Origin of the sequence: Sphingomonas sp. (assembly GCF_965227385.1) — a bacterium.
Classification (GTDB): domain Bacteria; phylum Pseudomonadota; class Alphaproteobacteria; order Sphingomonadales; family Sphingomonadaceae; genus Sphingomonas.
In genome coordinates, this window is the sequence record NZ_OZ245750.1 from 831617 (window position 1) to 856424 (window position 24808).

The following is a 24808-nucleotide window of genomic DNA, read 5'->3' on the forward strand; positions in this document are numbered from 1 at the left end:
GGTGCCGCACTCTCGATCGCCAGATCGGGACAAACGGCGCATGATCATCGGCATCGGGTCCGACCTGTGCAACATCGAGCGGATCCAGAATTCGCTCGACCGATTCGGGATGCGCTTCGAACAGCGCGTGTTCACCGAGACCGAGCTGCGCAAGGCGGCGCGGCGGCCGATGGGCTATGCCGCAACGCTCGCGAAACGTTTTGCTGCCAAAGAGGCTTTTTCGAAGGCGGTCGGGACCGGTTTCAAGGCTGGCGTGTTCATGCGCGATATCGGCGTGGTCAACGCGCCGTCGGGCGCGCCGACGCTGGCGCTGACCGGGGGTGCCAAGGCGCGGCTTGACGCGATGACGCCCGCGGGACACGTCGTGAAGGTGCACCTGACCCTGACCGACGACCACCCCTGGGCACAGGCGCTGGTGGTGATCGAGGCGCTGCCCGTCGCGGGCGAATAAGAGAGACGGGATGGCGAAGGCATTGACGGGCGAGCAGGAGCAGCAGGGCGGCGGCACCGATTGGTGGGGCGAGGCGCGCGGCATCTTCTGGCTGGTGCTCGCGGTGCTCGGTTTTCACAGCCTGGTCGCCAAGCCGTTCTACATTCCGTCGGAATCGATGATGCCGACCTTGCTGGTCGGCGACCGGCTGGTGGTGAGCAAATATCCCTATGGATACAGCTATGTCACCCCGACCTTCCACATCCTGCCATTCATGCAGGGGCGGCTGTTCGGCAGCCTGCCCGAACGCGGAGACATCGTGATCCTGACGCCGACCGACGCGCGGTCGGACTATATCAAGCGGGTGATCGGCCTGCCGGGCGACACGGTCGAGATGTATGGCGGGATCCTGTATCTGAACGGGCGTCAGGTGCAGCGCGAGAAGCTGGGCATGCGTGCGCTCAAGGTCGATGGCAATCTGACCTGCGACAAGGATCATTATCCCGGCGCGCTGGGCCGCAATGCGGCGGGGGCGCTGGTCTGTAACGTGCAGATCGTGGGCGAGACGCTTCCCAACGGCAAGAGCTACGACACCATCGACATCGGACCGACGCGCGCCGACAATTTCCCCGCCGTACGCATTCCCGCCGGTCATGTTTGGCTGATGGGCGATAATCGCGACAACAGCGCCGACAGCCGGATGACGCAGGCGCAGCTGGGGCTGGGTGGGCCGGTGCCGGTCGAGAATATCGGCGGACGGGCAGAGTTTATCACCTTCAGCCTGGACGGCAGCGCCAGCTGGAACCCGCTCACCTGGTTCGGATCGTTCCGGTCGGGCCGCGCGGGCACGTCGCTGCACCCCGACAGCGCGGCGCAATAGGCCGATGGCGAGCGCCGCCGACGAGGATGTAAGGGTCACCCAGACCCCCGGCCCGAACGAGATGCGCGATCCCGTCATGCGCGCGGAGATGCGCCGTGCGTCGGTATGGTTCGCGCTTGCCGCCGCTGCAGCGCTGGTGGTGCTGCTGATCCAGCCGCTGCTGCTGATCTTTGCGGGCCTGGTCGTCGCGTCGATGCTGGATGGCGGGGCGCGGCTGATCCGGCGCGCGGTGCCGATCCCGCGTGGCCTCGCGCTGACCATCGTCGTCATCGGCGTGATCGCCTTCATCGGCGGCGTCATCTATTTGACCGGGGTCGAGATCGTCGCGCAGGCCGAACAGCTGCGCATCACGCTGGAGACGCAGGCGATGCGGATCAGCGGGTGGCTGAGCGACCTGGGCCTGATGCCGCAGGCGTCAGACCTGAGCGGGCTGGCCAAGGAGGCGCTGGGATCGGTCGGGCGGCTGACGTCGTTCATCGGCGGCGCGATCGGCGCGATCGGCAGCTTCTTCCTCGTGCTGGTCATCGGCCTGTTCGTGGCGATGGAGCCGCGCATCTATGAACGCGGGATGCAGTGGATGGTGCCGATGGCGTCGCGCGACCAGTTCGCGATCACGCTGGCACGGATGGCGCGGACGATGCGCGTGCTGCTGGCCGGGCGGTTGCTCGGAATGGTGTTCGAAGGGATGGTGACCTGGATCCTGCTGTCGATCGCGGGCGTGCCGATGGCGCTGCTGCTCGGCATTCTCACCGGCATGCTCGCCTTCATCCCCAATATCGGGGCGTTCATCTCGGGTGTGCTGATGGTCGCGGTCGGCTTCAGCGCCGGCCAGAGCGAAGGGCTGTGGGCGATCGCGATCTATTTCGGGGTGCAGACGTTCGACGGCTATGTGCTGCTGCCGCTGGTCGCCAAGCGCACCGTCGACATGCCGCCGGCGCTGACGGTGTCGTCGCAGATTTTGATGAGCACCTTGTTCGGCTTTCTCGGCCTGGCGCTCGCCGATCCGATCGTGGCGATGATCAAGGTCGCGCTTGAGCGGCGGTCGGAACAGGCGATCGAGGCGGGCTATGGCTCGGACGATGTGACCGGGACTGAGGGTGAGTTGACGTGATCCTGTACGATTATTTCCGGTCGAGTGCCGCTTATCGCGTGCGCATCGCGCTTAACCTCAAGGGCGTGGCGCATGAGCGGCACGAGGTGCATCTGGCGCAGGGCGCGCAACGCAGCGACGCACATCTGGCGCGCAACCCGCAGGGCTTCGTCCCCGCGCTCGACATCGGCAATGGGCGGATCCTGACTCAGAGCCTGGCGATCATCGAGTGGCTGGATGCGACATACCCGGAGCCGCGGTTGATCCCGGCCGACCCGATCGCGCGCGCCGATGCGATGGCGCAAGCGCTGGTGATTGCAGCCGATATCCACCCGCTCAACAATCTGCGCGTGCTGCGCGCGCTCGAGTCGCGGTTCGATGCGGATGAGGCGGTAAAGGGCGACTGGTACCGCCGCTGGATCGTCGAGGGGTTCACCGCGCTCGAAGCGCTGGCTGCGGCAAATGCAGCTGACGGTCCTTTCCTGGGCGGCACTGCACCGGGGATCGCCGATGTGATGCTGGTGCCCCAGATGTATAATGCGCGGCGGTTCGACACGCCGCTCGACGCCTTCCCGACCTTGCTTGCCGCCGATGCCGCCGCCTGCGCGCTCGAGGCCTTCGCTGCTGCGAGTCCCGAGCGGGTCAAGCCGGCATGAGGGGCGCCGCCCCGCTACTCCTCCTCGCTCTGCCCTTCCCCACCGCTGCGCAGGAGATCGTGATCGTCGGACAGGGGCTGGACGCGCCACCGGGCGAAGCCGCGCTGGCGACGGTCGAGATCGACCGCGAACGCCTGACCGACAGTGCCAGCGGACGGCTGGAAGACGTGCTGCGCGATGTTGCCGGGGTGGCGCAGTTCCGCCGCGCCGATTCGCGCTCGTCGCACCCGACCGCACAGGGGATCAGCCTGCGCGGCCTAGGCGGCAATGCGTCGAGCCGCGCGCTGCTGCTACTCGACGGGGTGCCGCAAGCCGATCCGTTCGGCGGCTGGGTCCCCTTCCCTGCCACGCTGCCGCAGCGGCTGGCGCGGGTGCGCGTGACGCGCGGCGGGGGTAGCGGTTATCACGGTGCGGGCGCGCTGGCCGGGACGGTCGAGCTGTTCAGTGCCGATGCGCGCACGCTCGGGCCGGTGGCGCTGACCGGCTTTTATGGCAGCCGCGACTCGGTCGATCTGGTCGCGACCGGCGGCACGCGCCTCAGCGCGGGTGAGGTGACGGCGGCGGTGCAGTTCGCGCGCGGAGACGGGTTCGTTCCGATCGTCGAGGGGCAGCGCGGCGCAGCAGATCGCGCGGCGCCCTATGAACAGGCGAGCATCGCGCTTCGGGGAATCGCACCGCTGGCGGCGGGGATCGAGCTGCAGGCGAACCTGTCGGCCTTTTCCGACCAGCGCGATCGCGGGACCGATTTTACGCCGGTGAACAGCCGCGGTGCGGACGCCAGCCTGCGCCTGATCGGCAACGGGCGCTGGCGCTGGGCGGCGACCGGCTGGCTGCAGCACCGCGATTTCGCCACCGGCTTTGCCAGCGTCAACGCGACCCGCAGCGCGGCGAGCCCGACGCTGGACCAGCATGTGCCGGCGACCGGCACCGGGTTGCGCATTGAGATCGAGCCACCATTGGGCAGCGGATGGACGCTGCGCACCGGCGGCGATCTGCGCATGGTCAGCGGGCGGACCAACGAACGCTACAGCTTCGTCGCGGGCGCCCCGACGCGGCGCCGTGTGGCGGGAGGCGAGAGCAGCACCGCCGGACTGTTCGCCGATCTGAGTCTGGAGCGTGGCGCGCTGACGCTGACCGGGGGCGGGCGCGCCGACCGCTGGTCGATCCGCGATGGTCGCCTGTTCGAAGCGCTGCTGACCGGGGGAGCGCCGCTCACCGACAGCCGCGCGCCGGATCGCAGCGGGTGGGAGGGCAGCGCGCGGCTGGCGGCAGCGTTGCGCGCGAGTGACGCCGTTGCACTGCGTGGCGCGGCCTATAGCGGTTGGCGCCTGCCGACGCTCAATGAACTCTACCGCCCGTTCCGCGCCGGGGCGGATGCGACGGCGGCGAATCCGCAACTTGCGCCGGAGCGGCTGCGCGGGGTGGAGGTCGGGGTGGACCTGACGCCTGCCACCGGTGTGACGCTGCGCACCACCGCTTTCCTCAACCGACTCGACAACGCGATCGGCAATGTGACCTTGGGCAGCGGGCCGGGCACATTTCCGGGCGTCGGCTTCGTCGCGGCGGGCGGCGTCTATCGGGTGCGGCAGAATCTCGACGCGATCGAGTCGCGCGGGATCGAGGCCGACCTGGCGTGGCAGTCCGGCCCGTGGCGCGCGGGCGCGTCCTGGACCTATATCGATGCGCGGGTACAGGCATCGGGCAGCGCGGCGCCGCTGGACGAACGCCGCCCCGCGCAGACCGCCCCGCATCAAGTCTCTGCGCATGTCGGTTACAGCAGCGAGCGGCTGAGCGTTTCGGGGACCGCGCGCTATGTCGCGGCGCAGTTCGAGGACGATCTGAACGCGCGTGCGCTGGCGGATGCTCTGACCTTCGACGCCGTGATTCGCGTGCCGGTGGCAAAGGGCTTCGCAATCGAGGCGCGCGGCGAAAACCTGACCGATGCGCGGATCGAAACGGGGATCAGCGGCACCGGCGTGGTCGAACGCGCGAGTCCGCGCACACTGTGGATCGGCTTCAGCTACCGCCCAAGTTAGCCTTTGTTCAGCTTTCGCTGAAGCTATTTCAAACGCTCCGCCACCAACCGGTCGAACAGCTCAAGATAGGCCGCGATCGGCTCCGGTCCCTCTTCGACCAGCGGCTCGGGGCGTTGGCGGCCAGGAGCCAGCCAGTGGTTGAGTGCGCTGACCAGTCGCGCGCGATCGCCCGGCGGGACGACCGATCCGCGTGAGGCGCAGTCGATCAGTTCATGGATCGCGACGCTCGAATCGGTCGCGACGACTGGCGTTCCTGCGGCCAGCGCCTCCCGCACCACGCCCGGCACGCCTTCGAATTCGGAGGTGAGCGCGACGACATCGGCGCGGGCGATCACCGGCAGCGGGTCGGGCGCATGGCCGGGCATCGACACGCGATCGGACAGGCCAAGATGTTCGACCAGCCGTTCGAGCTGCCCGCGCTCCTCACCCTCGCCCAGGATCAGCAGCTTGACGTCCGGGTCGGCCAGGCGCGGCATCGCCGCGATCAGCCGCTCCCATTTCTTTTGCGGTGCGAGCCGCCCGACGCCGAGGATGAAGCGCCCCCCCGGCAGCTCCGGCAGCGGCGCACCGGGAATCGGCACGGCCGGCGGGTTGGGAATGACGACCATCCGCGCGGGATCGATGCGCATCTCGCGCACCGCTTCTTCCCCGGTCGCCGGGGTCATGGCGACCACCGCGTCGAGGAAGGACGGGTGCATGCGCAGCCACAGCGCATAGCCCAGCCCGACCGCGCGCGGCAGATCGGGGCGGACCAGCGTATTGGACACCTGCGCCGCCATCGGGGGGCATGCCTTGCCCAGGCGCCGCTTCAGCCAGAATGCCGCCGCCGTATAATGATTGCCGGGGCAGAAGATCGCGTCGGGCCGCACCTCGCGCACGATATCGGCAATGCCGAACATGGCGCGGTAACGCGCGTCGCCCAGCTCGCGCACCTCGACATTGGGCGGAATCTCGTGCGCCAGCGCCCCGCGTGCGTCGCCGATCACCAGTGTGACGCGCCGCCCCGCCTCGGCCCAGCCGTTCGCCATGCGCATCATGGCACGCTCCACCCCGCCCCCTTTCAGGGTCTGGGCAAAGCTCAGGATATGGGATGCGGTGTGATTTGGTTGGGGCATGGGCTTGCAGCGTGCCTTGTTAAAGCCCAAATCTCCGCGCGTTGAAACCATAATCTCGGGCCATTGCGAGCCCACTTGCATAGCGGCCGCCTTTCCGAAACATGTTGCACCTTGAACGGGGTACGAGCAGGGGTCGCCTGATTGGCTGATGTGGAACCGCCAGGAGCGCAATCCTTGACGACCGATACGCTTCCCGGTGCCGCGCCCAAGCCGGTCGTCGCGGAACTCGCCGAACTCGAACCGATCGCCAAGATCCGGCGGCGCTGGCCGACCTGGCTCGGCGCGGTGCTGTCGATCCTGATGGTGGTCGGGATCGGGCACGAGCTGCTGGACCAGGGACTGGCCGGGCTGACCCGGACCGCCCCCGCGAGCTGGCTGTTCTACCTGATCTTCACCCTGCGTTACATGGTCGGGCCGACCTTCGACTTCATCATCTATCGCAAGCTGTGGGATATTCCGTGGTCGGGAATGATCGCACTGAACCGCAAGCGGATCGCGAACGATGTCGTGCTCGGCTATTCGGGCGAGGCCTATTTCTACGCGTGGGCGCGGCAGCGGACCAAGATGGTGGCGGCGCCGTTCGGCGCGGTGAAGGACGTGTCTATCCTGTCGGCGCTGGCGGGTAACGCGATCACGCTGCTGCTGGTCGCCATCGCGCTGCCGCTGGCAACCGACATGCTGAGCCCGGCGGAGTTCAAGACCGGCCTGATTTCTGCAGCGGTTGTGCTCGGCATGTCGCTGCCCTTCCTGCTGCTGTCGCGCCGCGTCTTCTCGCTCGGACGCAAGGAGCTGTGGGAGGTTTTCGGGATTCATATCGCGCGCCTGCTCGCCGATTCGCTGTTGGTCGCGGTGGCATGGGCGGTCGCGCTGCCGGGCGTGGGCTTTGGCACCTGGATCCTGCTCGCCGCCGCGCGCATGCTGGTCTCGCGCCTGCCGCTGATCCCCAGTCAGGAAGTGGTCTTTGCCAGCTTTGCCATCCTGCTGATCGGGCGCGGCGAAGCGCTGAGCGAGATGCTGTCGTTCATGGCAGCGCTCACCTTGCTGTTCCATGCTATCCTGATCGCAGGATTCGGCCTGCTCGGCCTGTTTAGGAAGGACCTATGACCATCCCCCGCCTGATCCGTTTCGCAGCCCCGGTTTCCATCGCCCTGGTCGCGGCAGTCGCCTGGCCCGGCGCCGCATCGGCGCAGGCCGCGATTGGCGATGATGCCGCCGCCTGTGCCGCGGGCAACGCGCCGGCGCTGCGCGTCAATGTGCAGGGGATCAAGGACCGGACCGGACGGCTGAAGCTGGAGCTCTACCCGGCGGTCGAGGGCGATTATCTGCGCGACGACCATGCGCTGGTGAAGGAAGGCAAGCTGTTCCACCGCAGCTTTGCCCAGACACCCAGGTCCGGCAATATCGTGCTGTGCATCAAGGCGCCCCGCCCCGGTCGCTACGCACTGTTCCTGACGCATGATCGGGACGGCGCGAACAAGTTCAACATCTGGAAGGACGGGGCCGGTGTGCCCAGCAACCGCAAGCTGGGGCGCAGCAAGCCCCGGCTCGCCGACGGTATCGTCACGGTCGGCGCATCCGCCACGCCGATCACGATCAAGCTGCAATATGTGCGGGGTCTGTCCGGCTTTTCCCCCAGCGGGGATTGAGCGCTGGTGCGGATCGTCGACGTCAACGAATATTATTCGCCGACCGGCGGCGGCGTCCGCACTTATCTCGACCGCAAGGTCCGGATCATGGCGGAACTCGGCCATGAACTGACCGTCATCGCCCCGTTCCACGAGGACCGGATCGAGGATCGCGCGGATGGCGGCCGCATCTACTGGGTCAAGTCGCCTCCGCTGATCCTCGACCGCAATTACTGGCTGTTCAACGATCCCGGCGCAGTCACGCGGCTGCTCGACCAGCTCCGGCCCGATGTCGTGGAGAACAGCTCGCCCTGGCGCCCGGCGTGGTTCATCGGCGACTGGCAGGGTGACGCGCTCAAGATCTTCTTCGCGCATAACGACAATATGGGGGCCTATCCGCATCGCTGGCTCGAGGGCGTTGCCAGCCCCGAGCGGATCGAGCGGATCTTCGGCTGGTACACCCGCTACATGGACAAGTTCCTGGGCAAGTACGACGCGTTCGTGACCAACGGACCGGCGCTGGCCAAGCGCTATCGGGCGCGCGGGCTGCGCGTCGACGCGGCGATGCCGCTGGGGATCGATCGCACCCATTTCTCGCCCGACCTGCGCGACGAAGCGTTGCGCGCATCGATGCTGGCGCAACTCGATCTGCCGCCAGAGGGGCATTTGCTCATCGGCCTTGGCCGTCACCACAAGGAAAAGCGCTGGCCGCTGGTCATCGACGCAGTGCAGGCGGCCGGAGCGGAGATCCCGGTGGGGCTGATGCTGCTTGGTCAGGGGCCGCAGAGCGAGGCGCTGGAGCGGCAGATCGGGGGCAATCGCCATATCCGCCTGTTCCGCCCGGTCTATGACCGCGACCGGTTCAGCCGAATCCTCGCCAGCGCCGACGCGTTCATCCATGGATCGGATCAGGAGCCGTTCGGACTGGTGGCGAGCGAGGCGCTGGCGAGTGGCCTTCCGCTGATCGTGCCGGACGAGGGGGGCTGCGCCGAAGTCGCGGACCCCGCCTTTGCCGAAACCTATCGCGCGCGCGACGCACGCTCCTGTGCCGATGCGATCCAGCGCCTGTTCGCGCGCGACCCGGTGGCGCTGCGCGCCGCCGCGCGGCAGGCGGCGGGCGCGGTGCTGTCCGACCGCGACCATGCAATCGCGCTGGTCGAACTCTATTCCCGCTGGCTGGCGCAGCCGCCGCAGTCGGTCAGGGTTTGACGGGTACGAAAACCTCGGGGCGACACGCGCTGAGATCGACGGGCCAGGGTTCGCGCTTCAGGCGATAGATCACGCGCGTGCGGTCGCGGGTCGCGACGCACAGCACCGGGCGATAGCGTTCCGCCACAACGCGATGCAGCAGCGCGCGCGTTTCCCGATTGCCCAGGCCATAGGGCGGGAAGGTATCGACGATCGCGTCCGGGCCGGCGTCGAGGATCCGCCGCGTCTCGACCAGCGGATCGACGCCCAGCGCGCGGGGATTATTCTCGTCCTGCGCATTGAAATGCCCGGGGAAGGACCAGCGCGACGGCATCGGTGATCCGGTCATCATGTAGAGGCCGGGATAGCCGTTATAGACGAAGATGAAGCTGTCCTTCGGCTTGGCTGCTGCTGCAACCGCACGCATGGCGTCGTTACCGCCCTTGATCGCGATCAGGTGGATCTGCACCACTTGGCCGGCGACCAGCACGATCAGCGCGATCGCCGCGCCCAGCCGGCGGCGCGCGTCGAGCGCCGGGGCGAGCAGCAGGCAGAACGGCAATAGCAGGGGAATCGCGTAATGTGGGCTGTTGAAGCGCCAATAGACGAGGACGCCGAACGCAGCAGTCACCACCCATAGGCGAAGCATGCGCGAGTCATGGCGGAGCAGGTCGGTCCGCAACGCACCCCGGCCAAACCACGCGATCACGCCCAACGGCAGGAACAGTGCGCTGACCTCGGCAAGCTTGGGCAGCTGTACCGCCATCGATCCCTTGCCCTGACCGAAGATCGACAGGAAATTGGCGAAGATAAACGCCTCGGCCTCCCCCACTGCCCAGAAATAGAGGAGAACGAGCGTCGTCGGGAGGAGCGCCAGCGCGACCATGGCGGCGGCAAAGGCGACGAACCGGCTCCATGCCATGCGCTGCTGCCAAGCAAGCCACAGAAAGGCGAGGCCGAAGAACATGCCTTCGAACACCACGGTGTATTTGATCTGGAGCGCGAGGCCGATCAGCAGCAGCGCCAGCGCCCCGCGCGGCACCAGCCGTTCGGGCGCACGCATCGCCGCGAACAGCTGCCACGCCGCGCCGACCACCAGCAGATTGTAGAAGACCGGGGTCTGCCCGCCCTCCCCCTCCATCAGGTTGAGCCACAGGATGTAGAGCGCGGCGGCAAGACCGGCGCCCCAGCGCTCGGCACGCTGACGCGCGAGCAGGTAGATCAGCCACGCGGTTGCGATCACGAACAATGTCGCAACCAGCTTGTACTGGACGAACCCCTCCCCGCCGAGCCAGCGGACGCCCGCATAGATCAGGAAGATGCCGATCGGCTTGCGGTCGAAGATATCGACATAGGGCAACTCGCCCCGGACCATGCGATCGCCGACGAGCAGGTAGAATTGCTCGTCAAAGCCAAGCGCCGGATTGCCGTAGGTGACAAAGCGCGCGGCGACGGCAAGCAACGCGAGCAGCGCCAGCACCATGCGGTCCGATTGCACGAAATGGACCGGCGATGCCGCCGCGCGGGAACCCTTAGTGACCGACACCAAACCCCTTTCCAGACCATCGCGATCGGCAAGGGAGCTGCCCTTCCCCGATTGCCCCCCAGCTGACAAGGGGGGCGTCGGCCAGGACCTAAACCGCGTCGGGATAGATCGGTCGGATATCGACGGGAATCGCGGACATCGACGCGATCACGCGCTTTGCCGGATCATCGAGCACCGCCCATTTTGCCATGAATGCCTTGGTGCCGGCATAGTCGCCGTTATGCTGGAGCACGATCATGTCGCGCAGCAGGTCACGCAAGGCGGTTTCGAACCTGGCATTGTCGATGCGGTAGCGACCGGCGTTCGCATCCCACGCGAACGCGCCCTTCGCTTTCAGATAGCCATATTGCATCGCCGCGCCGCGGCCATGTGCCTCTTCGATCCCGAAGCGCATCGAACGGAAGGTCCCGGCGAGATAGGTCGCGAACAGCTGCGACTTTTCCGCCGCCGGAATCTCGCCCTTGTCCATCATGAACAGGATGTTCCACGCACCCATGACGTCGGCCTTCGCCTCTTCCAGCGCCGACGCCTGATCCTTCAGCGCCTCGCTCACCGTGGTCTTCTTGCCCGCGACGGTGATCGTCCCCGGCCCCAGGCTGTGCGACAGTTCGTGGAACAGCGTGCCGAGCTGCATATATTTCTTCACCACCAGCTTCGACTGGTCGGGAACCAGCACCAGCGGGGCCATGGGCGCGAGGATGCGGTCGTACTTCGCGCCCAGCACATTGGACAGGATCACCTTCTTTGCGCCCTTCGCCTCGCGTACGCGTTCGTCATTGGGCAGGTTGAAGGCGATGGTCTGGACGCCCGGCACATTGTCGCCGCCGCCGCGAATCTGCTCGGCCACGGCGATCGGCGATTCAAAGCCGCGCTGGAAGTTCTTCATCCCGTCGTCGACCGGAAGGTTCGCCTCCATGTCGCGCAGATAGCGCTTGTACTTGTCGAGCGCGGCGGACTCCTTGGGGTCTTTCAGCGTCACGAAGCTCTCGAACGCGGTCTTCTGGCCGTGGAGCCGGTCGGTATAGACCTCATACGGCCCGATCGCGACCTCGATCGGGGTATCCTTGAGGTCCATCCACGCCAGTTCCGACTCGTAATAATCGTCGGTCAGGAACGCCTTGGCCCGCAGCGACAGGAATTTCTTGAGGCTGGGATTGGTGGTAATCGCCGCCGCCTGATCCAGTAGCGCCGCCGCCTTGGTCAGCTCTGGCTTGTACGCAACCGAATAGGGGATCGCCTTGAGCTTGGCCCCGTCGCGCACCACCACCGTGTAGGGGCTGGTCAGCGCCGCCTTCTCCCCCGGATTGGCGGCGAGATAGGCGTCGAACGCCTCGCGCGTCAGATCGGTCGGGTAGAAACCCGCCCCCTCGGGCATCGACCCGCTGCCCCAGAAGGCGCGCTTGTCAGCCAGTTCGTCCCATGGCCCGAAATAGCGATCGACCATCTCCAGCTTGAGCGCATCGCCTTCCTTGGCGATCGCCGCGCGCGTCTGACGCCAGTTCGCATCGCGCTGGGCGCGGTAGATGTCGGACATGACGTTCGACGCCTGGATCAGCAGATTGACCACCTGCCGCTCCTCGGCGGTGAGGAAGCTGGTGTCGGTCTGCATCTCGATGACCGCAAGCTTTGCCTTTTGGGCGGCAAGGTCATAGCCTTCGCCCTGCGCGACGGTCTGATTGCCCTCGGGCGAGCCGCCGCAGGCGGTCGTGGCGAGAAGCAGGGCGGTGAGCGCGAGTCGGCGCATAAGGTCACTCCGGATACGATCAGCTGTACCGCGGTCTAGACCCGCAAAGATGAACTGTCACGAACCGGACATGCATGCGCGCCAAGGGACTGGCATTCACCGGAGACGCCGCCATGACATTTCGCATCGATCGCCGCTCGCTGATCCTCACCGGCACGCTGGGCCTTGGCGCCTATGCGATCCCGGGCTTTGCCGCACAGGGGCCGAACTGGAGCGCCGACGGCTTCACCCACAATGTCGCGAGCGGCGAGCCGTCGGCCACGTCGATGCTGCTCTGGACGCGCTATGTCGCCAAGGGCGATTCGGCGAAGCTGCGGGTCGAAGTGTCGGCAAGCGCCGACTTCGCCAGGATCGTTGCAGGCGGGGAGGCGATCACCGGCCCGTGGCGTGACTGGACCAGCAAGATCACGGTGACCGGGCTCCAGCCCGGGACGCGCTATTTCTACCGCTTTGTCGCGCCGGATGGCAGCTTCTCGCCGGTCGGCCGCACCAGAACGCTGCCCCAGGGCAGCGCGGCGCGCTTCGGCATCGCGGTCTTCTCCTGCTCCAACCTGCCCTTTGGCTATTTCAACGCCTATGGCCATGCCGCGGCGCGCGACGACATCGATCTCGCCGTCCATCTTGGCGACTATATCTATGAGTATCAGAAGGGCGGATACGCGCCCGCATCCGGCGCGGTCGGCGGGCGCTGGCCATTGCCCGATGGGGAGATCATCCACCTCGCCGACTATCGCCTGCGCTATGCCAGCTATCGCGCCGACCCCGACCTTGCCGCGCTGCATGCCGCCAAGCCGATGATTGTCCAGTGGGACGACCATGAATCGACCAATGACAGCTGGGAAGGTGGCGCGCAGAACCACCAGCCGAACGAAGGCGACTGGGCGATCCGCAAGGCCGCAGCGTTCCAGGCGTGGCGCGAATGGATGCCGGTTTCGGATGAGCCGTGGAAGGTCTATGCGATCGGATCGCTGGCGACGCTGTTCCGCACCGAAACCCGGCTGATCGGCCGCACCAAGCCGCCCGAAGCCGCCGCATTGTTCATGGCGCCCGATTCCGCCGCCGCCATCGCCGCGTTCCGCGACGGTCCGTGGCAGGACAAGGCGATGACGATGATGGGCTGGGAACAGGAAGCCTGGCTCGCGCAGGAGATGGCGCGGTCGGTCAAGGCCGGGACGCGCTGGCAGATGGTCGGCTTCGGCACGATCATGGGCAAGACGATGACCCCGCGCCAGGCCGGCGAATGGCTCGCCCCCGACGCGCCGGAGCGCGCGAAACGCTATGTCCAGGCAGGAGTGGCGCTCAGCGCCGCAGGGCTGCCGATGAATTTCGACAATTGGGGCGGCTATCCTGCCGCACGCGAACGCTTTCTCTCCTCGGCGCAGGCGATGGGCGCGAACCTGATCGTGCTGGCCGGGGACAGCCACAATGCCTGGGCCTATGACCTGGCGCAGGATGGCAAGCCCGCCGGCGTCGAGTTCGCCGGCCAGTCGGTCAGCTCGCCCGGCTATGAAGGGTCGATCAAGGTCGATCCCAACATGGTCGCCCGCGCGCTAGTCGAGGGGAATCTCGAGCTCAAATGGTGCGACACGTCGAACCGCGGCTATATGGCGGTCACGGTCACGCCGAACAGCGTGCGCAACGACTGGATATTCGTCGACACGGTGCTGACGCCGAGCAAGACCGCACGGATCGGGCATAGCGCGACGGTGACGCGCGGACGGAATGTAATGGCGTGACCGCCACAACCCTCCCCCGCAAGGGGGAGGTGGCACGCATAGCGTGACGGCGGCGGCCAAAGCACGACGCAAGCGGCTCAGGCACATAGCCGCCCCCCCTCCGTCGCTTTCAGCGACTCCTCCCCCTGGCGGGGGAGGATAGGGTCAGCCCTCCAGGCTCTTGCTCACCTGTTCGGTCATGTCCTTGCTCAGCCCCGGCTGGGCGAGGATCCGCTCGAGCTCGGCGCGCATCTTGGCCGCGCGCGCGGCGTCGAACCGGCGCCAGCGGCCAAGCGGGGGGACCAGCTTGGCCGCGGTCTGCGGGTTGAGCTTGTCGAGCGCGATCAGCTGGTCGGCGACGAAGCGATAGCCGCCGCCATCGACGCCGTGGAACGCGCGCTGATTGACCGCGAACGCGCCGACCAAGGCGCGCGCGCGGTTGGGATTGGCGAGGGTGAAGTCCGGATGCTGCGCCAGTTCCTGCACCGCCGCCAGCGTGTCGGGCCGGGTCGACAGCGCCTGGGTCTGGAACCACTTGTCCAGCACGAGGCTGTTGTCGCGATAGCGCTGATAGAAGATGTCGAGCGCCGCAACGCGCCGCGCATCGGCAGCGTCGGCGGTGAGGTTGGCGAGCGCCATCAGCCCGCCCTGACGGTCGGTCATGTTGTCCGCCGCCTCGAACTGCGCGAACGCCAGCTCCGGCCCGTCCGCCGCACCACTGGCGTTGATATAGCCGAGCGCGACCGACTTGATCCGTCGCGCGCCCTTCCCCGCCGGCGAATATTCGAAGCGGTTGGCGCGCACGCCCTCATACAGGGTGCGCCACTGCGCTTCGAGCGCGCGGCCAAGGTCGCGGCGCAGCGCCTCGCGCTTCTGGAAGATCAATTCGGGATCGACCACCGCGAGTTGGTCGCCGATGAAGCTGTCCGAAGGAAGCAACACCGCTTCGGCGACGAAGGCCGGGTCGAGCGTGGGATCGGCGAGCGTGTTCGCCACCGCCGCGATGACCGGGGCGTGATCGACATGCCCCTTGGTCACCGCGCCGACCAACGTGTCGAGCATCAGCTGTTGCATCGCCTCGTACCGGGCGAAGGGATCGTCGTCATGCGCCGAGAGGAAGGCGAGGTCCGCGGCGCTGCGGTTGGTGTCGACGATCACCGGCGCCGAAAAGCCGCGATTGACCGACAGCACCGGGCGCTCGCTCACGCCGTCGAAGCGGATCTGCGTCTCGGCCGCATCCAGCAGCACCAGCCGTTCGTCGACGAGCGGCGCGGTGCTGTCGCTGCCGAACAATTTGATCCGCAGCGGCAGCAGCATCGGCTGCTTGACCGGCTGGCCCGGGGTCGGCGGTACGCTCTGGCGCAGCGTCAGCGTGGCGCGCGCGCCATCCGCGTCATGCTCAAGGCTGGCCGAGACGCGCGGGGTACCGGCCTGCGAATACCACAGGCGGAACTGGGTCAGATCGACGCCGCTCGCCTCTTCCATGCACGCGACGAAATCCTCGCACGTTGCCGCCGTGCCGTCGAACCGGTCGAAATACAGGTCGCTGCCCGCGCGGAACTTCTGCGGGCCCAGGATCGTGGCGATCATGCGGATCACCTCGGCCCCCTTGTTGTAGATGGTCGCGGTATAGAAGTTGCTGATCTCGATATAGTCGTCCGGGCGCACCGGGTGCGCGAGCGGCCCGGCATCCTCCGGGAATTGCGCGGCGCGCAGGCCGCGCACATCCTCGATCCGCTTGACCGCGGCCGAGCCCTGATCAGCGGAGAAACACTGGTCGCGATAGACGGTGAAGCCTTCCTTGAGAGAAAGCTGGAACCAGTCGCGACAGGTGACGCGGTTGCCCGACCAGTTGTGGAAATATTCGTGCGCGACCACGGCGGCGACCGCGTCATAGTCGTAATCGGTCGCGGTATCGGGGTCGGCGAGGATGTAGCGGCTGTTGAAGATGTTCAGCCCCTTATTCTCCATCGCGCCGAAGTTGAAATCATCAACCGCGACGATGTTGAACACGTCGAGGTCATATTCGCGGCCATAGACGCGTTCGTCCCACGCCATGCTGAGCTTGAGCGCGTGGAGCGCGTGGTCGGTCTTCGCCAGATCCTTTTCGCGCACCCAGATGGCGAGCTGGACTTCACGCCCGCTGGCGGTGGTGAAGGTCGCGCGATTGGCGGCGAGATCGCCCGCGACCAGCGCGAACAAATAGCTCGGCTTGGGGAAGGGGTCGTGCCATTCGGCCCAGTGCTTGCCGCCTTCGCCCTCGCCCTGTGCCACCGGGTCGCCATTGGCGAGCAGCACGGGGTAGCGCGCCTTGTCCGCCGTCATCCTGACGCGATAGCGCGACAGCACGTCGGGCCGGTCGGGGAAGAAGGTGATGCGGCGGAAGCCCTCCGCCTCGCACTGGGTGCACAGATTGCCGCCCGAGGCGTAGAGGCCCATCAACTGGCTGTTGCGGTCGGGTACGATCTCGACCTCGGTCTCGATCGCGTGTGCGTCGCCGGGCAGGTCGATGACCAGCGTCGGGCCGTCCATGCGCCACGCCGCTTCACCGCCATCGACGCGCACCGCGAGCGGGGTCAGCGCGTCACCGTCGAGCCGCAGCGGGCGATCATGCGCGCCGTTGCGCGTCACCGACAGCCGCGCGCGGACGCGGGTGCCGCCCGGCGCAAGGTCGAAATCGAGATCGATGTCGGGCACCAGCCAGTCGGGCTGAGCATAATCCGCACGGCGGATCACGCGGGGCTGCAGGGCGGGCGTAGCGTCGAGAGCGTCGATCATGACAAAGCCTTTACGCGCGGGCGCGGGTGACGGCACGCGAAATTCGATTGCGGCGTATCGTCGGAATGCTACGCCTCAACCCATCCGCTGGTTCAATCGGAAGTTGAAAGCCTTGATCAAATCCCGCCTGTTGCGTTCGACGATCGCCTTTTCGCTGATCACCCTGTCCCCCGCCGTATTGGCGCAGGATGCCAAGGCACCCGCCGACACGCGCGTCGAGGATAATGCTCGCCTCAACGCGCCGCTGCCGCCCGCCGAAGCCGCGATGAAGGCGCACGTCATGTTCCTCGCGTCGGACGCGATGAAGGGCCGCGACGCCGGGTCGCCCGAATATGACATCGCGGCGCAATATGTGGCATCGCAATATTATGCCGCCGGCCTGCGTCCGGCAGGCGACGATGGCAGCTACCTCCAGGCCGTCCCGCTGCTCAGTTTCCGCCCCGCCGACAAGGGGACGCTGACCGTCACGCGCGGCGGCACACCGGTCACGCTGGAGTTCGGCAAGGACTATATCCCCGGCGCGAACCCCGAAAAGCTGAGCACGCTGATCGACGCCGGCGTGGTGTTCGCCGGCTATGGCATCGTCGCCCCGCAGTATAAGCGCGACGATTACAAGGGCGTCGATGTGAAGGGGAAGATCGTCGCGATCTTCGGCGGCGCGCCCGGCAATTTTGACGGCGAGGAGCGCGCGCATTTCGGCAGCAACGCCAACAAGGCGGCGATCGCGGCGAGCAAGGGTGCAGCGGGCGTGATCCTGCTGGAAACGCCGGGATCGCGCCGCCCGTTCGCGCAGATGGTCGATCTTTGGGACGAGTGGCGGATGACCTGGGCCGATGCGCAGGGCAATGGCCATCTGCCTGCCAAGGGCACGCCGACGCTGGCATCGCTGAGCACGGCGGGCGCGGCCAAGCTGTTCGGTGACGACAAGGGCTGGGCCGCCGCGGCCAAGGCGGTTGCGGACGGCAAGCCGGTGCTCAAGTCCTTTGCGACGCGCGCGACGCTGGCCGCCGCGCTCAAGACCGAGCGCAAGATGGTGATGAGCAGCAACGTCGCCGGGATCATCCCGGGCAGCGATCCCAAGCTGAAGGATGAAGTGGTCGTGCTGACCGCGCATCTCGACCATGTCGGCGTCGGCCGCGCCGATGCGAAGGGCGACACCATCTATAACGGCGCGATGGACAATGCGATGGGCATCGCCTCGCTGATCGAGGAGGCCAAGCGCTTTCGCGATTCGGGCAAAGCCCCGCGCCGGTCTGTAATGTTCCTGGCCGTGACGGCGGAGGAAAAGGGGCTGATCGGCGCCGACTATTTCGCGCAAAATCCGACCGTCCCCAAGGACAAGATCGTCGCAAACGTCAATCTCGATATGCCGGTGATCACGTACAAGTTCGAAGACATGATCGCATTCGGCGCAGCACGCTCGACACTGGGCGAAACCGTGGCCCGCGCCACCGCCACGGTCGGCGTCGGTGTCGGCATCGATCCGATGCCCGAACAGGGCTTCTTCGTGCGTTCGGATCATTATCGCTTCGTCCAGCAGGGAATCCCGTCGGTATTCCTGTGGCCGGGCATGGCGGGCGTCGGCCGTGAGGCGTTCGACCGCTTCCTGGCGAGCCGCTATCATCGCCCGTCGGACGAGATCACCAACCCCGAAATCCTGTGGGATCAGGGTGTGCGCTTCATCGAGGCCAACTACGCAATCGCGCGCGAGATCGCCGACGCGGACCAGCGCCCGGCATGGAAGAAGGGCGATTTCTTCGGGACGCTCTATAACGGTTATGGCGCGAAGTGAGTTGAACCGGATCGGAGAGGCGTGATGCGCCTCCTGATCTTCGGCCTTGGGTACAGCGCGGGGCACATTGCCGCCGCATTGCCCGCCGCGCGGATCGTCGCGACGGGCAGCGCGGGCAACCTCGCCTTTGACGATGCCGACCGGGTGCGGTTTGAGATCGCCCAGGCGACGCATATCCTCTCCTCGGTCCCGCCGGGCGAGGCCGATCCGGTGCTCGCGACCTATGGTGCCGAGCTCAGCAAGAGCGGGGCGTGGCTCGGCTATCTCTCCTCGACCGGGGTCTATGGCGACGCCCAAGGCGCGTGGGTGGATGAGAGCGCACCGACCGGCACCGGGCGCCGCACCGCGCGCGCGGCGGCGGATACGGCTTGGCTGGAGCTGGGCGCGCGGGTGTTTCGCCTACCCGGCATCTATGGCCCGGGCCGCTCACCGCTCGACCGCATCCGCGCGGGTGAGGCGCGGCGGATCGACGTGCCGGGACAGATATTCAGCCGGATTCACGTCTCCGACCTCGCCGCCGGGGTCATTGCCGGGTTCGATGCACCGCCCGGGGCCTATAACCTGTCCGACGACGAGCCCGCGCCGCAGTCCGAGGTGATCGCGTTCGGATGCCGCCTGCTCGGGCTGCCCGTCCCGCCGCTGGTCCCGCTCGCCGAGGCGCAGCTGTCGCCGCAAGCGCGCGCCTTCTATGCCGAGAATCGCCGTGTCGCGAACGGCAAGGCGAAGCGCGTACTAAACTGGTCGCCGCGCTTTCCCGATTATCGCGCCGGCCTGCGCGCCTTGAGCGCGACGACCAGCCCGATTCCGGCCAGCGCCGCACCCGCTCCCGCCAACAGCGACCAGCGATAACCCTCGAAGATCGTCGAGAGTAGCATCGCGATCACCGGGATCAGCACGCTGGAATAGGCCGCCTTGGCCGGGCCGATTATGCGAATGATCCCGAAATAAAGCGGAAAAGCCACGGCGGACGCGACGACGCCGAGATACAGCACGCCGGCGATATAGGTCGCGGTCCATTCGAACACCGGCGGGCCGGTCGTGATCCAGGCGAAGGCGCCATCCATCGTCGCGCCGAGCAGCATCGCCCAGGCGATCATCGTCGCCATGGGATAGCATTTCGACGTCTCGGTCGCCTGCATCACATTGGCGACCGAAGCGCAGAACACGCCGATCAGGGTCAGGCCGATGCCATAATAGACTTCGCCCGCTCCCGCCGGATCGCGGCGAAGCTCATGCACGAACAGCAGCGCTACGCCGGTCACCGCCACCACCGATCCGACCAGCAGCTGCCGTCCCATGCGCTGGCCAAGGAAGATGCGCGACAGGATCGCGTTGGGCACGAGCAGCAGCGCGAACACCACGGCGACCAGGCCGGAGGTGACGTGCATCTCCGCGCGATAGACAAAGTTGAAGTTGAGCACGAACTGCATCAGGCCGAGCAACGCCGCGAACCCCATGCCGCGCGCATCGATCCACAAGGGCTGACGCGACCATGCCGCCCAGGCGAGCATCGCGATCCCGCCGACGAGGAAGCGATAGGTGACCGACCAGGTCGGCGGCACCACGCCCAGCTGGCCGGTGATCACCAGCCAGGTCGATCCCCAGATCAGCGTGACAATGCCGAACGGGATCAGCACCGCGAGCCGCGTCGAATTGGGCCGTGGGGCCGCTGGTGCGCCTTCGCTCACAGCGCGGCGAGCGCCGCTGCGAGTGGGGCGACCGCCGCTTCGTCCTGATCCCAGGCGACGACGAAACGCGCCTCCCCCACGCCCCAGTCGTAAAAGTCGAAGCCTTGCGCGCGCAGCGATGCAGCCTCCTCGGGGCTTAGCCGCACGAACACGGCATTGGATTCGACCGGGTGGGCCAGCCGGTGCGGCGCGGCCTGCCCCAGCAACGCTGCCCCGGCATTGGCGGCGCGCGCGTTGCGCAGCCAGACATCGTCGTCGAGCATCGCGATCAGCTGCGCCGCGAGATAGCGGCCCTTGGACTGGAGATGACCCGCGCGCTTGCGCCGCATCTTGCAGGTTTCGGCAAGGTCGGGGCGGAAGAAAACCAGCGCCTCGGCGCCCATGCCGCCGTTCTTGATGAAGCCGAAGCTCAGTGCATCGACCCCGGCGCGCCACGTCACGTCCGCGGGGTCGCAGTCGTGATGCGCGACCGCATTGGCGAAGCGCGCGCCGTCCATGTGGAGGGCCAGATTGCGACTGCGCGCGAGGTCGCCGATCGCAGCGACCTCGTCCGGGCTGTACGCCAGTCCGTATTCGGTCGCGTTGGTGATCGAAATCGCGTGCGGCTGGACCCAGTGGACGCCCGGCTTCACCGCGTCGAGCACCGTACGGATCGCGTCGGGGGTCAGCTTCGCGCCCGGCCCCTCGGCCAGCATGAGCTTGGCGCCGTGCGTGTAGAATTCGGGCGCCCCGCCCTCGTCCATCTGGATATGCGCCTCGCTATGGCAGACCACGCCGCCATAGGGCGGGCAGAGCGATGCGAGCGCGAGGCAATTCGCGGCGGTGCCGGTCGGCACCCACAGCACCGCGACATCGGTCCCGAACAGCGCCGAAAACCGCGCATCGAGCGCCGCGCTCCAGCGGTCGCCGTCATAGGCGGTGTCCTGCACATTGGCGGCGGTGAGTGCCGCGATCACCTCGGGACAGGCAGGGGCGGCGTTGTCGGAGAAGAAGCGCATGGCGGCCCAGATGCGCCGCCATGCGATCCCGGTCAATCGGCCCTTGCGTCACCCATTGACGATGATGCCGCCATTGGGATGCAGCACCTGTCCCGACATGTAGCTCGCATCCTCGCAGGCGAGGAACAGGAAGGCGGGCGCGACTTCATTAGGCTGCCCGGGGCGACCCATCGGCGTGTCCTCGCCAAAGGTTTCGAGCTTTTCCGGCGAGGCGCCGCCACAGGGGTTGAGCGGGGTCCAGATCGGGCCGGGCGCCACCGCGTTCACGCGAATGCTCTTCTCGATCAGATTTTCCGACAGCGAGCGGGTGAATGCGGTGATCGCACCCTTGGTGCTCGAATAGTCGAGCAGCTCGGCTGAGCCCTGATACATGGTCACGGATGTACAATTGACGATCGCAGCGCCAGATTTCAGGTGTGGAAGCGCGGCCTGTACCAGGTAGAACATGCCGAAGATGTTGGTCTGGAACGTGCGCAGCAATTGCTCTTCGGTAATGTCCCGAATGTCCTTGTCGGGGTGCTGTTCGCCGGCGTTGTTGATGAGGACATCGAGCCGTCCGAAAGCGTCGATCGTCTGTTCAACCGCGCGGTCGCACATCTTCTTTGACCCGACATCGGCCTTGATCAGGATCGCGCGGCGGCCCTCGGCCTCGACGATGCGCTTCGTCTCTTCGGCGTCGGCATCTTCGAGCAGATAGAGGATGGCGATGTCGGCACCTTCGCGCGCAAACAGTGCGGCGACGGCGCGGCCGATGCCGCTGTCGGCGCCGGTGATGAGGGCGACCTTGCCGTCCAGCCGGCCCGAGCCGGGGTAGCGCGGCTGCCATTGCGGCTTGGGATCGAGCGTCCGCTCCTCACCCGGCAGCGCGTCTTCGTGAATCATTTCAGCGGTGTCGGCCATGTTACGCTCCATCTGGTCCCCACCCGGTCCTATCAACCGGGCGCGGACCCGGCGGTTCCGCGCAACCGGGCGAGCGCATGTTCGTTACGGTCGTGATGAACGACGCCACCGCCTCCTCCTCATTTCCGGACGGCATCGCCGCGGCGCACGCCGACCCGGCCACCGGCTATGGGCGCGGACGACGGCGCTGGCTGGCGCTGATCCTGCTCAGCGTGCTGATGATCGCGGCGCTGGCGGGCGTGTTCGGCGGCGGCAAGACCCGAGCAATCGTCGTATCCGGTCCGGCCGCGCAGCTTGAGCTGCGCACCCCGCGGGTGATCCGCAATGGCGAGTTCTTCGAATCCCGGATCCGCGTGACCGCGCGCGCGCCGATCGCAAAGGCGGTGATCGCGGTCGACGCGACCCTGTGGCGCGACATGACGATCAACACGATGATCCCCGCACCCGCCGAAGAGTCATTCAAGGACGGAGCGTTCCGCTTCGACTATGGACCGCTCAAGCCCGGCGAGACACTCATCATCAAGATCGATGGCCAGATCAACCCGCCGCTGTTCGCCGGCACGGAGGGCACGGTCGCGGTGCTGGACGGCGAGCGCGAATTGGCGGCGTTGCCGCTCGACATCACGGTGCTGCCCTAATGGATATCGTGATCCGCGCCAGCGTGATGTTCGCGATCCTGTTCGGGCTATTGCGCCTGATGGGCAAGCGCGAGCTGGGCCAGATGACCCCGTTCGAGCTGGTGATGCTGGTGGTGCTGGGTGATCTGATCCAGCAGGGGGTCACGCATAATGATTTCAGCCTGACCGGCGCGACGCTGGCGATCGCGACCTTTGCCTTTTGGGCGAGCGTACTCGGCTGGGTCAGCTATCGCTGGCCGCGCGCCGAGCGGGCGATCGAGGGCGAGCCGCGCGTGCTGATCCGCGACGGGGCGTTGATCGAGGCGAATATGAAGCGCGACCGGCTGACACGGCGCGAACTGGAATCGGAGATGCGGCTGGCGGGGATTGCGTCGGTCCGCGATGTCGCCTGGGCGATCCTGGAACCCGAGGGGCGGATCAGCTTCATCAAGCGTGGGGACGGCGAGCCCGCAAAGGCAGAGGATGCGCGGCCCGCGTGAAGCGGGGGCGCACCCCGCGGTCAGGCGATGAAGCCTGCCGACTGGGGTGCGATGGTGGTGACGACCATGGCGGCGGTGAGGCCGATCGACACGAGCGCGACGAAAATCTGACGAACCATTTTATCTACTCCCTGCAAGAATGCGGCGGATCAGGCGATCGGGCCGAGGCTGACGGTGTTGGCGACCATCATCAGGGTGAAGGCAGCAGCGCCGACCAGAGCGACGGCGGAGCGGGCGAAGCTTTCGAAACGGAGTGCCATGATGTGTTTTCCCTCTTTTGCTTCCCGGTGGATCATTCCGCCGGGGATGCAAGTAGGATTGCAGGGACCGTGCCAGTTTCTCTAAGCCGTTGATTTAGCTGGATTTGCAATTTTATTGCGGACCAATGTGGGAAATATCGCCAGTAGACGTGGCGCATTTTACCAAGGTTCAGCCACCGATGATGCGGTTACGCCCAGCGTGTTTAGCTTCGTACAGCTTGGCGTCGGCCCGCGAGAAGCTGTCGGCGAGCGGTTCGCCGATATGCACGCGGGTCAGACCCGCCGAGAAGGTGATTTCACCGATCGGCAGGTCGGATTCGCGCAGGCGGTAACGTTTGGATGCAACCATCGACCGCGCATGTTCCATGATGTCGCGCGCCTTGGCGATGCCGATCCCGGAAAACAGGATCGCGAATTCTTCGCCGCCGTGCCGGGCAACCAGATGGCCGACACACACTTCGCTCAGCGCCTGTGCGATTGTGCGCAACACTCGATCGCCGACCGAATGCCCGAACCGGTCGTTGACCGACTTGAAGTGATCGACGTCGCACACGGCGATGCACAACCGTGCGCCGGACGCCTGCTGCGCGCAGAACGCTTCCTCGAACGCCCGCCGGTTGGGCAATTCGGTCAGCGCGTCGCGGCGCGCATTGTCGCGCGCTTCTTCGAGCGCGCTGCGCAGCTCGCTCGCCTCGCGCGTTGCGCTTTCCAGCTGCGATTCGGCGCGGTGGACGCGTTCGAGCATCGCGCCGGTGATGCGCGATACTTCCTCGAGGGCAACGCCGATCGGCCCGTCGCCCGACCGCCGGATGGCGTCGGCGCTCGCGGCCAGGTCGCGGCCGAAACCGGCGGTCTCGGCGCGCATCGCCTGGACCATGTCCTGGAAGCCCTCGACCTGCATCTGGGTCTTGGCGACCAAGCCGTCGACCTTTTCGCGCGACTTGGCTGGGTTGGCGGGCGGTTCGCAGCCAAGCGCTTCGATGTCGCGCTGAGTCAGCCGGACGCCGCCCTCGGTCAGATTTTCGACCGCTCTGGCAAGCGGGCCGGCGGGATCGTGCAGCAGGTGCCAGGCAAAGGCGAAGTTGGCTGGGCTGGGTTCGAGCCGCTGGTCGAACAGAAACGTGCCGATGCGCTCGTACAGCTGACGCGCCGCATCCTCGGCCTCGTCCGTACGTGACGCCCTCGCCAGCCTCACCAACCTGTCCTCCGCCCTACCAAAGCGCAAACCCATTGCGCGCCGCTCCGTTCGT

21 protein-coding genes are annotated in these 24808 nt (G+C 66.8%); 13 read left to right on the top strand and 8 right to left on the bottom strand.

The window, feature by feature from the left end:
• Positions 1 to 40: 40 nt before the first annotated feature.
• From acpS to ACO05N_RS03990, 5 genes are read left to right on the top strand one after another with little or no spacing between them, the layout of a single operon-like run.
• Positions 41 to 451 (top strand): holo-ACP synthase, encoded by a 411-nt coding sequence (acpS, locus tag ACO05N_RS03970; RefSeq protein WP_422055890.1) that lies wholly within the window; start codon positions 41 to 43, stop codon positions 449 to 451.
• Positions 452 to 461: 10 nt separating this feature from the next.
• The gene (gene lepB / locus ACO05N_RS03975) at positions 462 to 1310 is read left to right on the top strand and encodes a signal peptidase I (protein WP_422055891.1); all 849 of its coding nucleotides are present in this window, start codon (positions 462 to 464) and stop codon (positions 1308 to 1310) included.
• Positions 1311 to 1314: 4 nt separating this feature from the next.
• Positions 1315 to 2421, top strand: a complete 1107-nt coding sequence (locus ACO05N_RS03980; RefSeq protein ID WP_422055892.1) for an AI-2E family transporter — start codon at positions 1315 to 1317, stop codon at positions 2419 to 2421.
• Positions 2418 to 3056 (top strand): maleylacetoacetate isomerase, encoded by a 639-nt coding sequence (gene maiA / locus ACO05N_RS03985; protein ID WP_422055893.1) that lies wholly within the window; start codon positions 2418 to 2420, stop codon positions 3054 to 3056. The genes ACO05N_RS03980 and maiA overlap by 4 nt, the downstream gene beginning before the upstream one ends.
• On the top strand, positions 3053 to 5092 hold the full coding sequence (locus tag ACO05N_RS03990) for a TonB-dependent receptor (RefSeq protein WP_422055894.1): 2040 nt from the start codon (positions 3053 to 3055) through the stop codon (positions 5090 to 5092). The genes maiA and ACO05N_RS03990 overlap by 4 nt, the downstream gene beginning before the upstream one ends.
• Before the next feature lie 23 nt (positions 5093 to 5115).
• Here ACO05N_RS03990 and ACO05N_RS03995 read toward each other — a convergent pair whose 3' ends face one another.
• Positions 5116 to 6258, bottom strand: coding sequence for a glycosyltransferase (locus ACO05N_RS03995; RefSeq protein WP_422055895.1), 1143 nt, complete (start codon positions 6256 to 6258; stop codon positions 5116 to 5118).
• A gap of 123 nt (positions 6259 to 6381) precedes the next feature.
• Here ACO05N_RS03995 and ACO05N_RS04000 point away from each other — a divergent pair, with 123 nt between their 5' ends.
• The 3 genes from ACO05N_RS04000 to ACO05N_RS04010 are packed head-to-tail and all read left to right on the top strand — an operon-like array spanning position 6382 to position 9041.
• Positions 6382 to 7311: a hypothetical protein gene (locus ACO05N_RS04000; RefSeq protein WP_422055896.1), complete on the top strand. Its 930-nt coding sequence runs from the start codon at positions 6382 to 6384 to the stop codon at positions 7309 to 7311.
• On the top strand, positions 7308 to 7853 hold the full coding sequence (locus tag ACO05N_RS04005) for a DUF2141 domain-containing protein (protein ID WP_422055897.1): 546 nt from the start codon (positions 7308 to 7310) through the stop codon (positions 7851 to 7853). The genes ACO05N_RS04000 and ACO05N_RS04005 overlap by 4 nt, the downstream gene beginning before the upstream one ends.
• A 6-nt stretch (positions 7854 to 7859) precedes the next feature.
• Positions 7860 to 9041, top strand: a complete 1182-nt coding sequence (locus ACO05N_RS04010) for a glycosyltransferase (RefSeq protein ID WP_422055898.1) — start codon at positions 7860 to 7862, stop codon at positions 9039 to 9041.
• On the opposite strand, the gene ACO05N_RS04015 is transcribed toward ACO05N_RS04010, so the two are convergent.
• Positions 9031 to 10566 (bottom strand): glycosyltransferase family 39 protein, encoded by a 1536-nt coding sequence (locus ACO05N_RS04015; protein ID WP_422055899.1) that lies wholly within the window; start codon positions 10564 to 10566, stop codon positions 9031 to 9033. The genes ACO05N_RS04010 and ACO05N_RS04015 overlap by 11 nt on opposite strands.
• 88 nt (positions 10567 to 10654) lie before the next feature.
• Positions 10655 to 12310: a dipeptidyl-peptidase 3 family protein gene (locus ACO05N_RS04020; protein WP_422055900.1), complete on the bottom strand. Its 1656-nt coding sequence runs from the start codon at positions 12308 to 12310 to the stop codon at positions 10655 to 10657.
• 113 nt (positions 12311 to 12423) lie between these two features.
• Here ACO05N_RS04020 and ACO05N_RS04025 point away from each other — a divergent pair, with 113 nt between their 5' ends.
• Positions 12424 to 14046, top strand: a complete 1623-nt coding sequence (locus ACO05N_RS04025) for an alkaline phosphatase D family protein (protein ID WP_422055901.1) — start codon at positions 12424 to 12426, stop codon at positions 14044 to 14046.
• 144 nt (positions 14047 to 14190) lie between these two features.
• Here ACO05N_RS04025 and pepN read toward each other — a convergent pair whose 3' ends face one another.
• Complete coding sequence (gene pepN / locus ACO05N_RS04030; RefSeq protein ID WP_422055902.1) at positions 14191 to 16803, bottom strand: aminopeptidase N; 2613 nt, start codon at positions 16801 to 16803, stop codon at positions 14191 to 14193.
• A 103-nt stretch (positions 16804 to 16906) separates the two neighbouring features.
• Here pepN and ACO05N_RS04035 point away from each other — a divergent pair, with 103 nt between their 5' ends.
• Positions 16907 to 18595, top strand: coding sequence for a M28 family metallopeptidase (locus ACO05N_RS04035; RefSeq protein ID WP_422055903.1), 1689 nt, complete (start codon positions 16907 to 16909; stop codon positions 18593 to 18595).
• A 24-nt stretch (positions 18596 to 18619) separates the two neighbouring features.
• Positions 18620 to 19444 carry an NAD(P)-dependent oxidoreductase gene (locus ACO05N_RS04040; protein WP_422055904.1) on the top strand — a complete coding sequence of 275 codons (825 nt, stop codon included), beginning with the start codon at positions 18620 to 18622 and terminating at the stop codon, positions 19442 to 19444.
• On the opposite strand, the gene ACO05N_RS04045 is transcribed toward ACO05N_RS04040, so the two are convergent.
• From ACO05N_RS04045 to ACO05N_RS04055, 3 genes are read right to left on the bottom strand one after another with little or no spacing between them, the layout of a single operon-like run.
• Positions 19354 to 20283, bottom strand: coding sequence for a DMT family transporter (locus tag ACO05N_RS04045; protein WP_422055905.1), 930 nt, complete (start codon positions 20281 to 20283; stop codon positions 19354 to 19356). The genes ACO05N_RS04040 and ACO05N_RS04045 overlap by 91 nt on opposite strands.
• Complete coding sequence (locus ACO05N_RS04050) at positions 20280 to 21281, bottom strand: threonine aldolase family protein (protein WP_422058700.1); 1002 nt, start codon at positions 21279 to 21281, stop codon at positions 20280 to 20282. The genes ACO05N_RS04045 and ACO05N_RS04050 overlap by 4 nt, the downstream gene beginning before the upstream one ends.
• 48 nt (positions 21282 to 21329) lie before the next feature.
• Positions 21330 to 22181, bottom strand: coding sequence for an SDR family oxidoreductase (locus ACO05N_RS04055; RefSeq protein WP_422055906.1), 852 nt, complete (start codon positions 22179 to 22181; stop codon positions 21330 to 21332).
• A gap of 77 nt (positions 22182 to 22258) precedes the next feature.
• Between ACO05N_RS04055 and ACO05N_RS04060 the strand changes: the two genes are divergently transcribed.
• Together ACO05N_RS04060 and ACO05N_RS04065 are read left to right on the top strand one after the other, a co-directional pair.
• Positions 22259 to 22819, top strand: a complete 561-nt coding sequence (locus ACO05N_RS04060; RefSeq protein WP_422055907.1) for a hypothetical protein — start codon at positions 22259 to 22261, stop codon at positions 22817 to 22819.
• The gene (locus ACO05N_RS04065; protein WP_422055908.1) at positions 22819 to 23298 is read left to right on the top strand and encodes a DUF421 domain-containing protein; all 480 of its coding nucleotides are present in this window, start codon (positions 22819 to 22821) and stop codon (positions 23296 to 23298) included. Before ACO05N_RS04060 ends, ACO05N_RS04065 begins: the two co-directional genes overlap by 1 nt.
• A gap of 429 nt (positions 23299 to 23727) precedes the next feature.
• On the opposite strand, the gene ACO05N_RS04070 is transcribed toward ACO05N_RS04065, so the two are convergent.
• A complete protein-coding gene (locus tag ACO05N_RS04070) occupies positions 23728 to 24753 on the bottom strand; it encodes a GGDEF domain-containing protein (protein WP_422055909.1) in 1026 nt (341 codons plus the stop codon).
• Positions 24754 to 24808 lie beyond the last annotated feature (55 nt).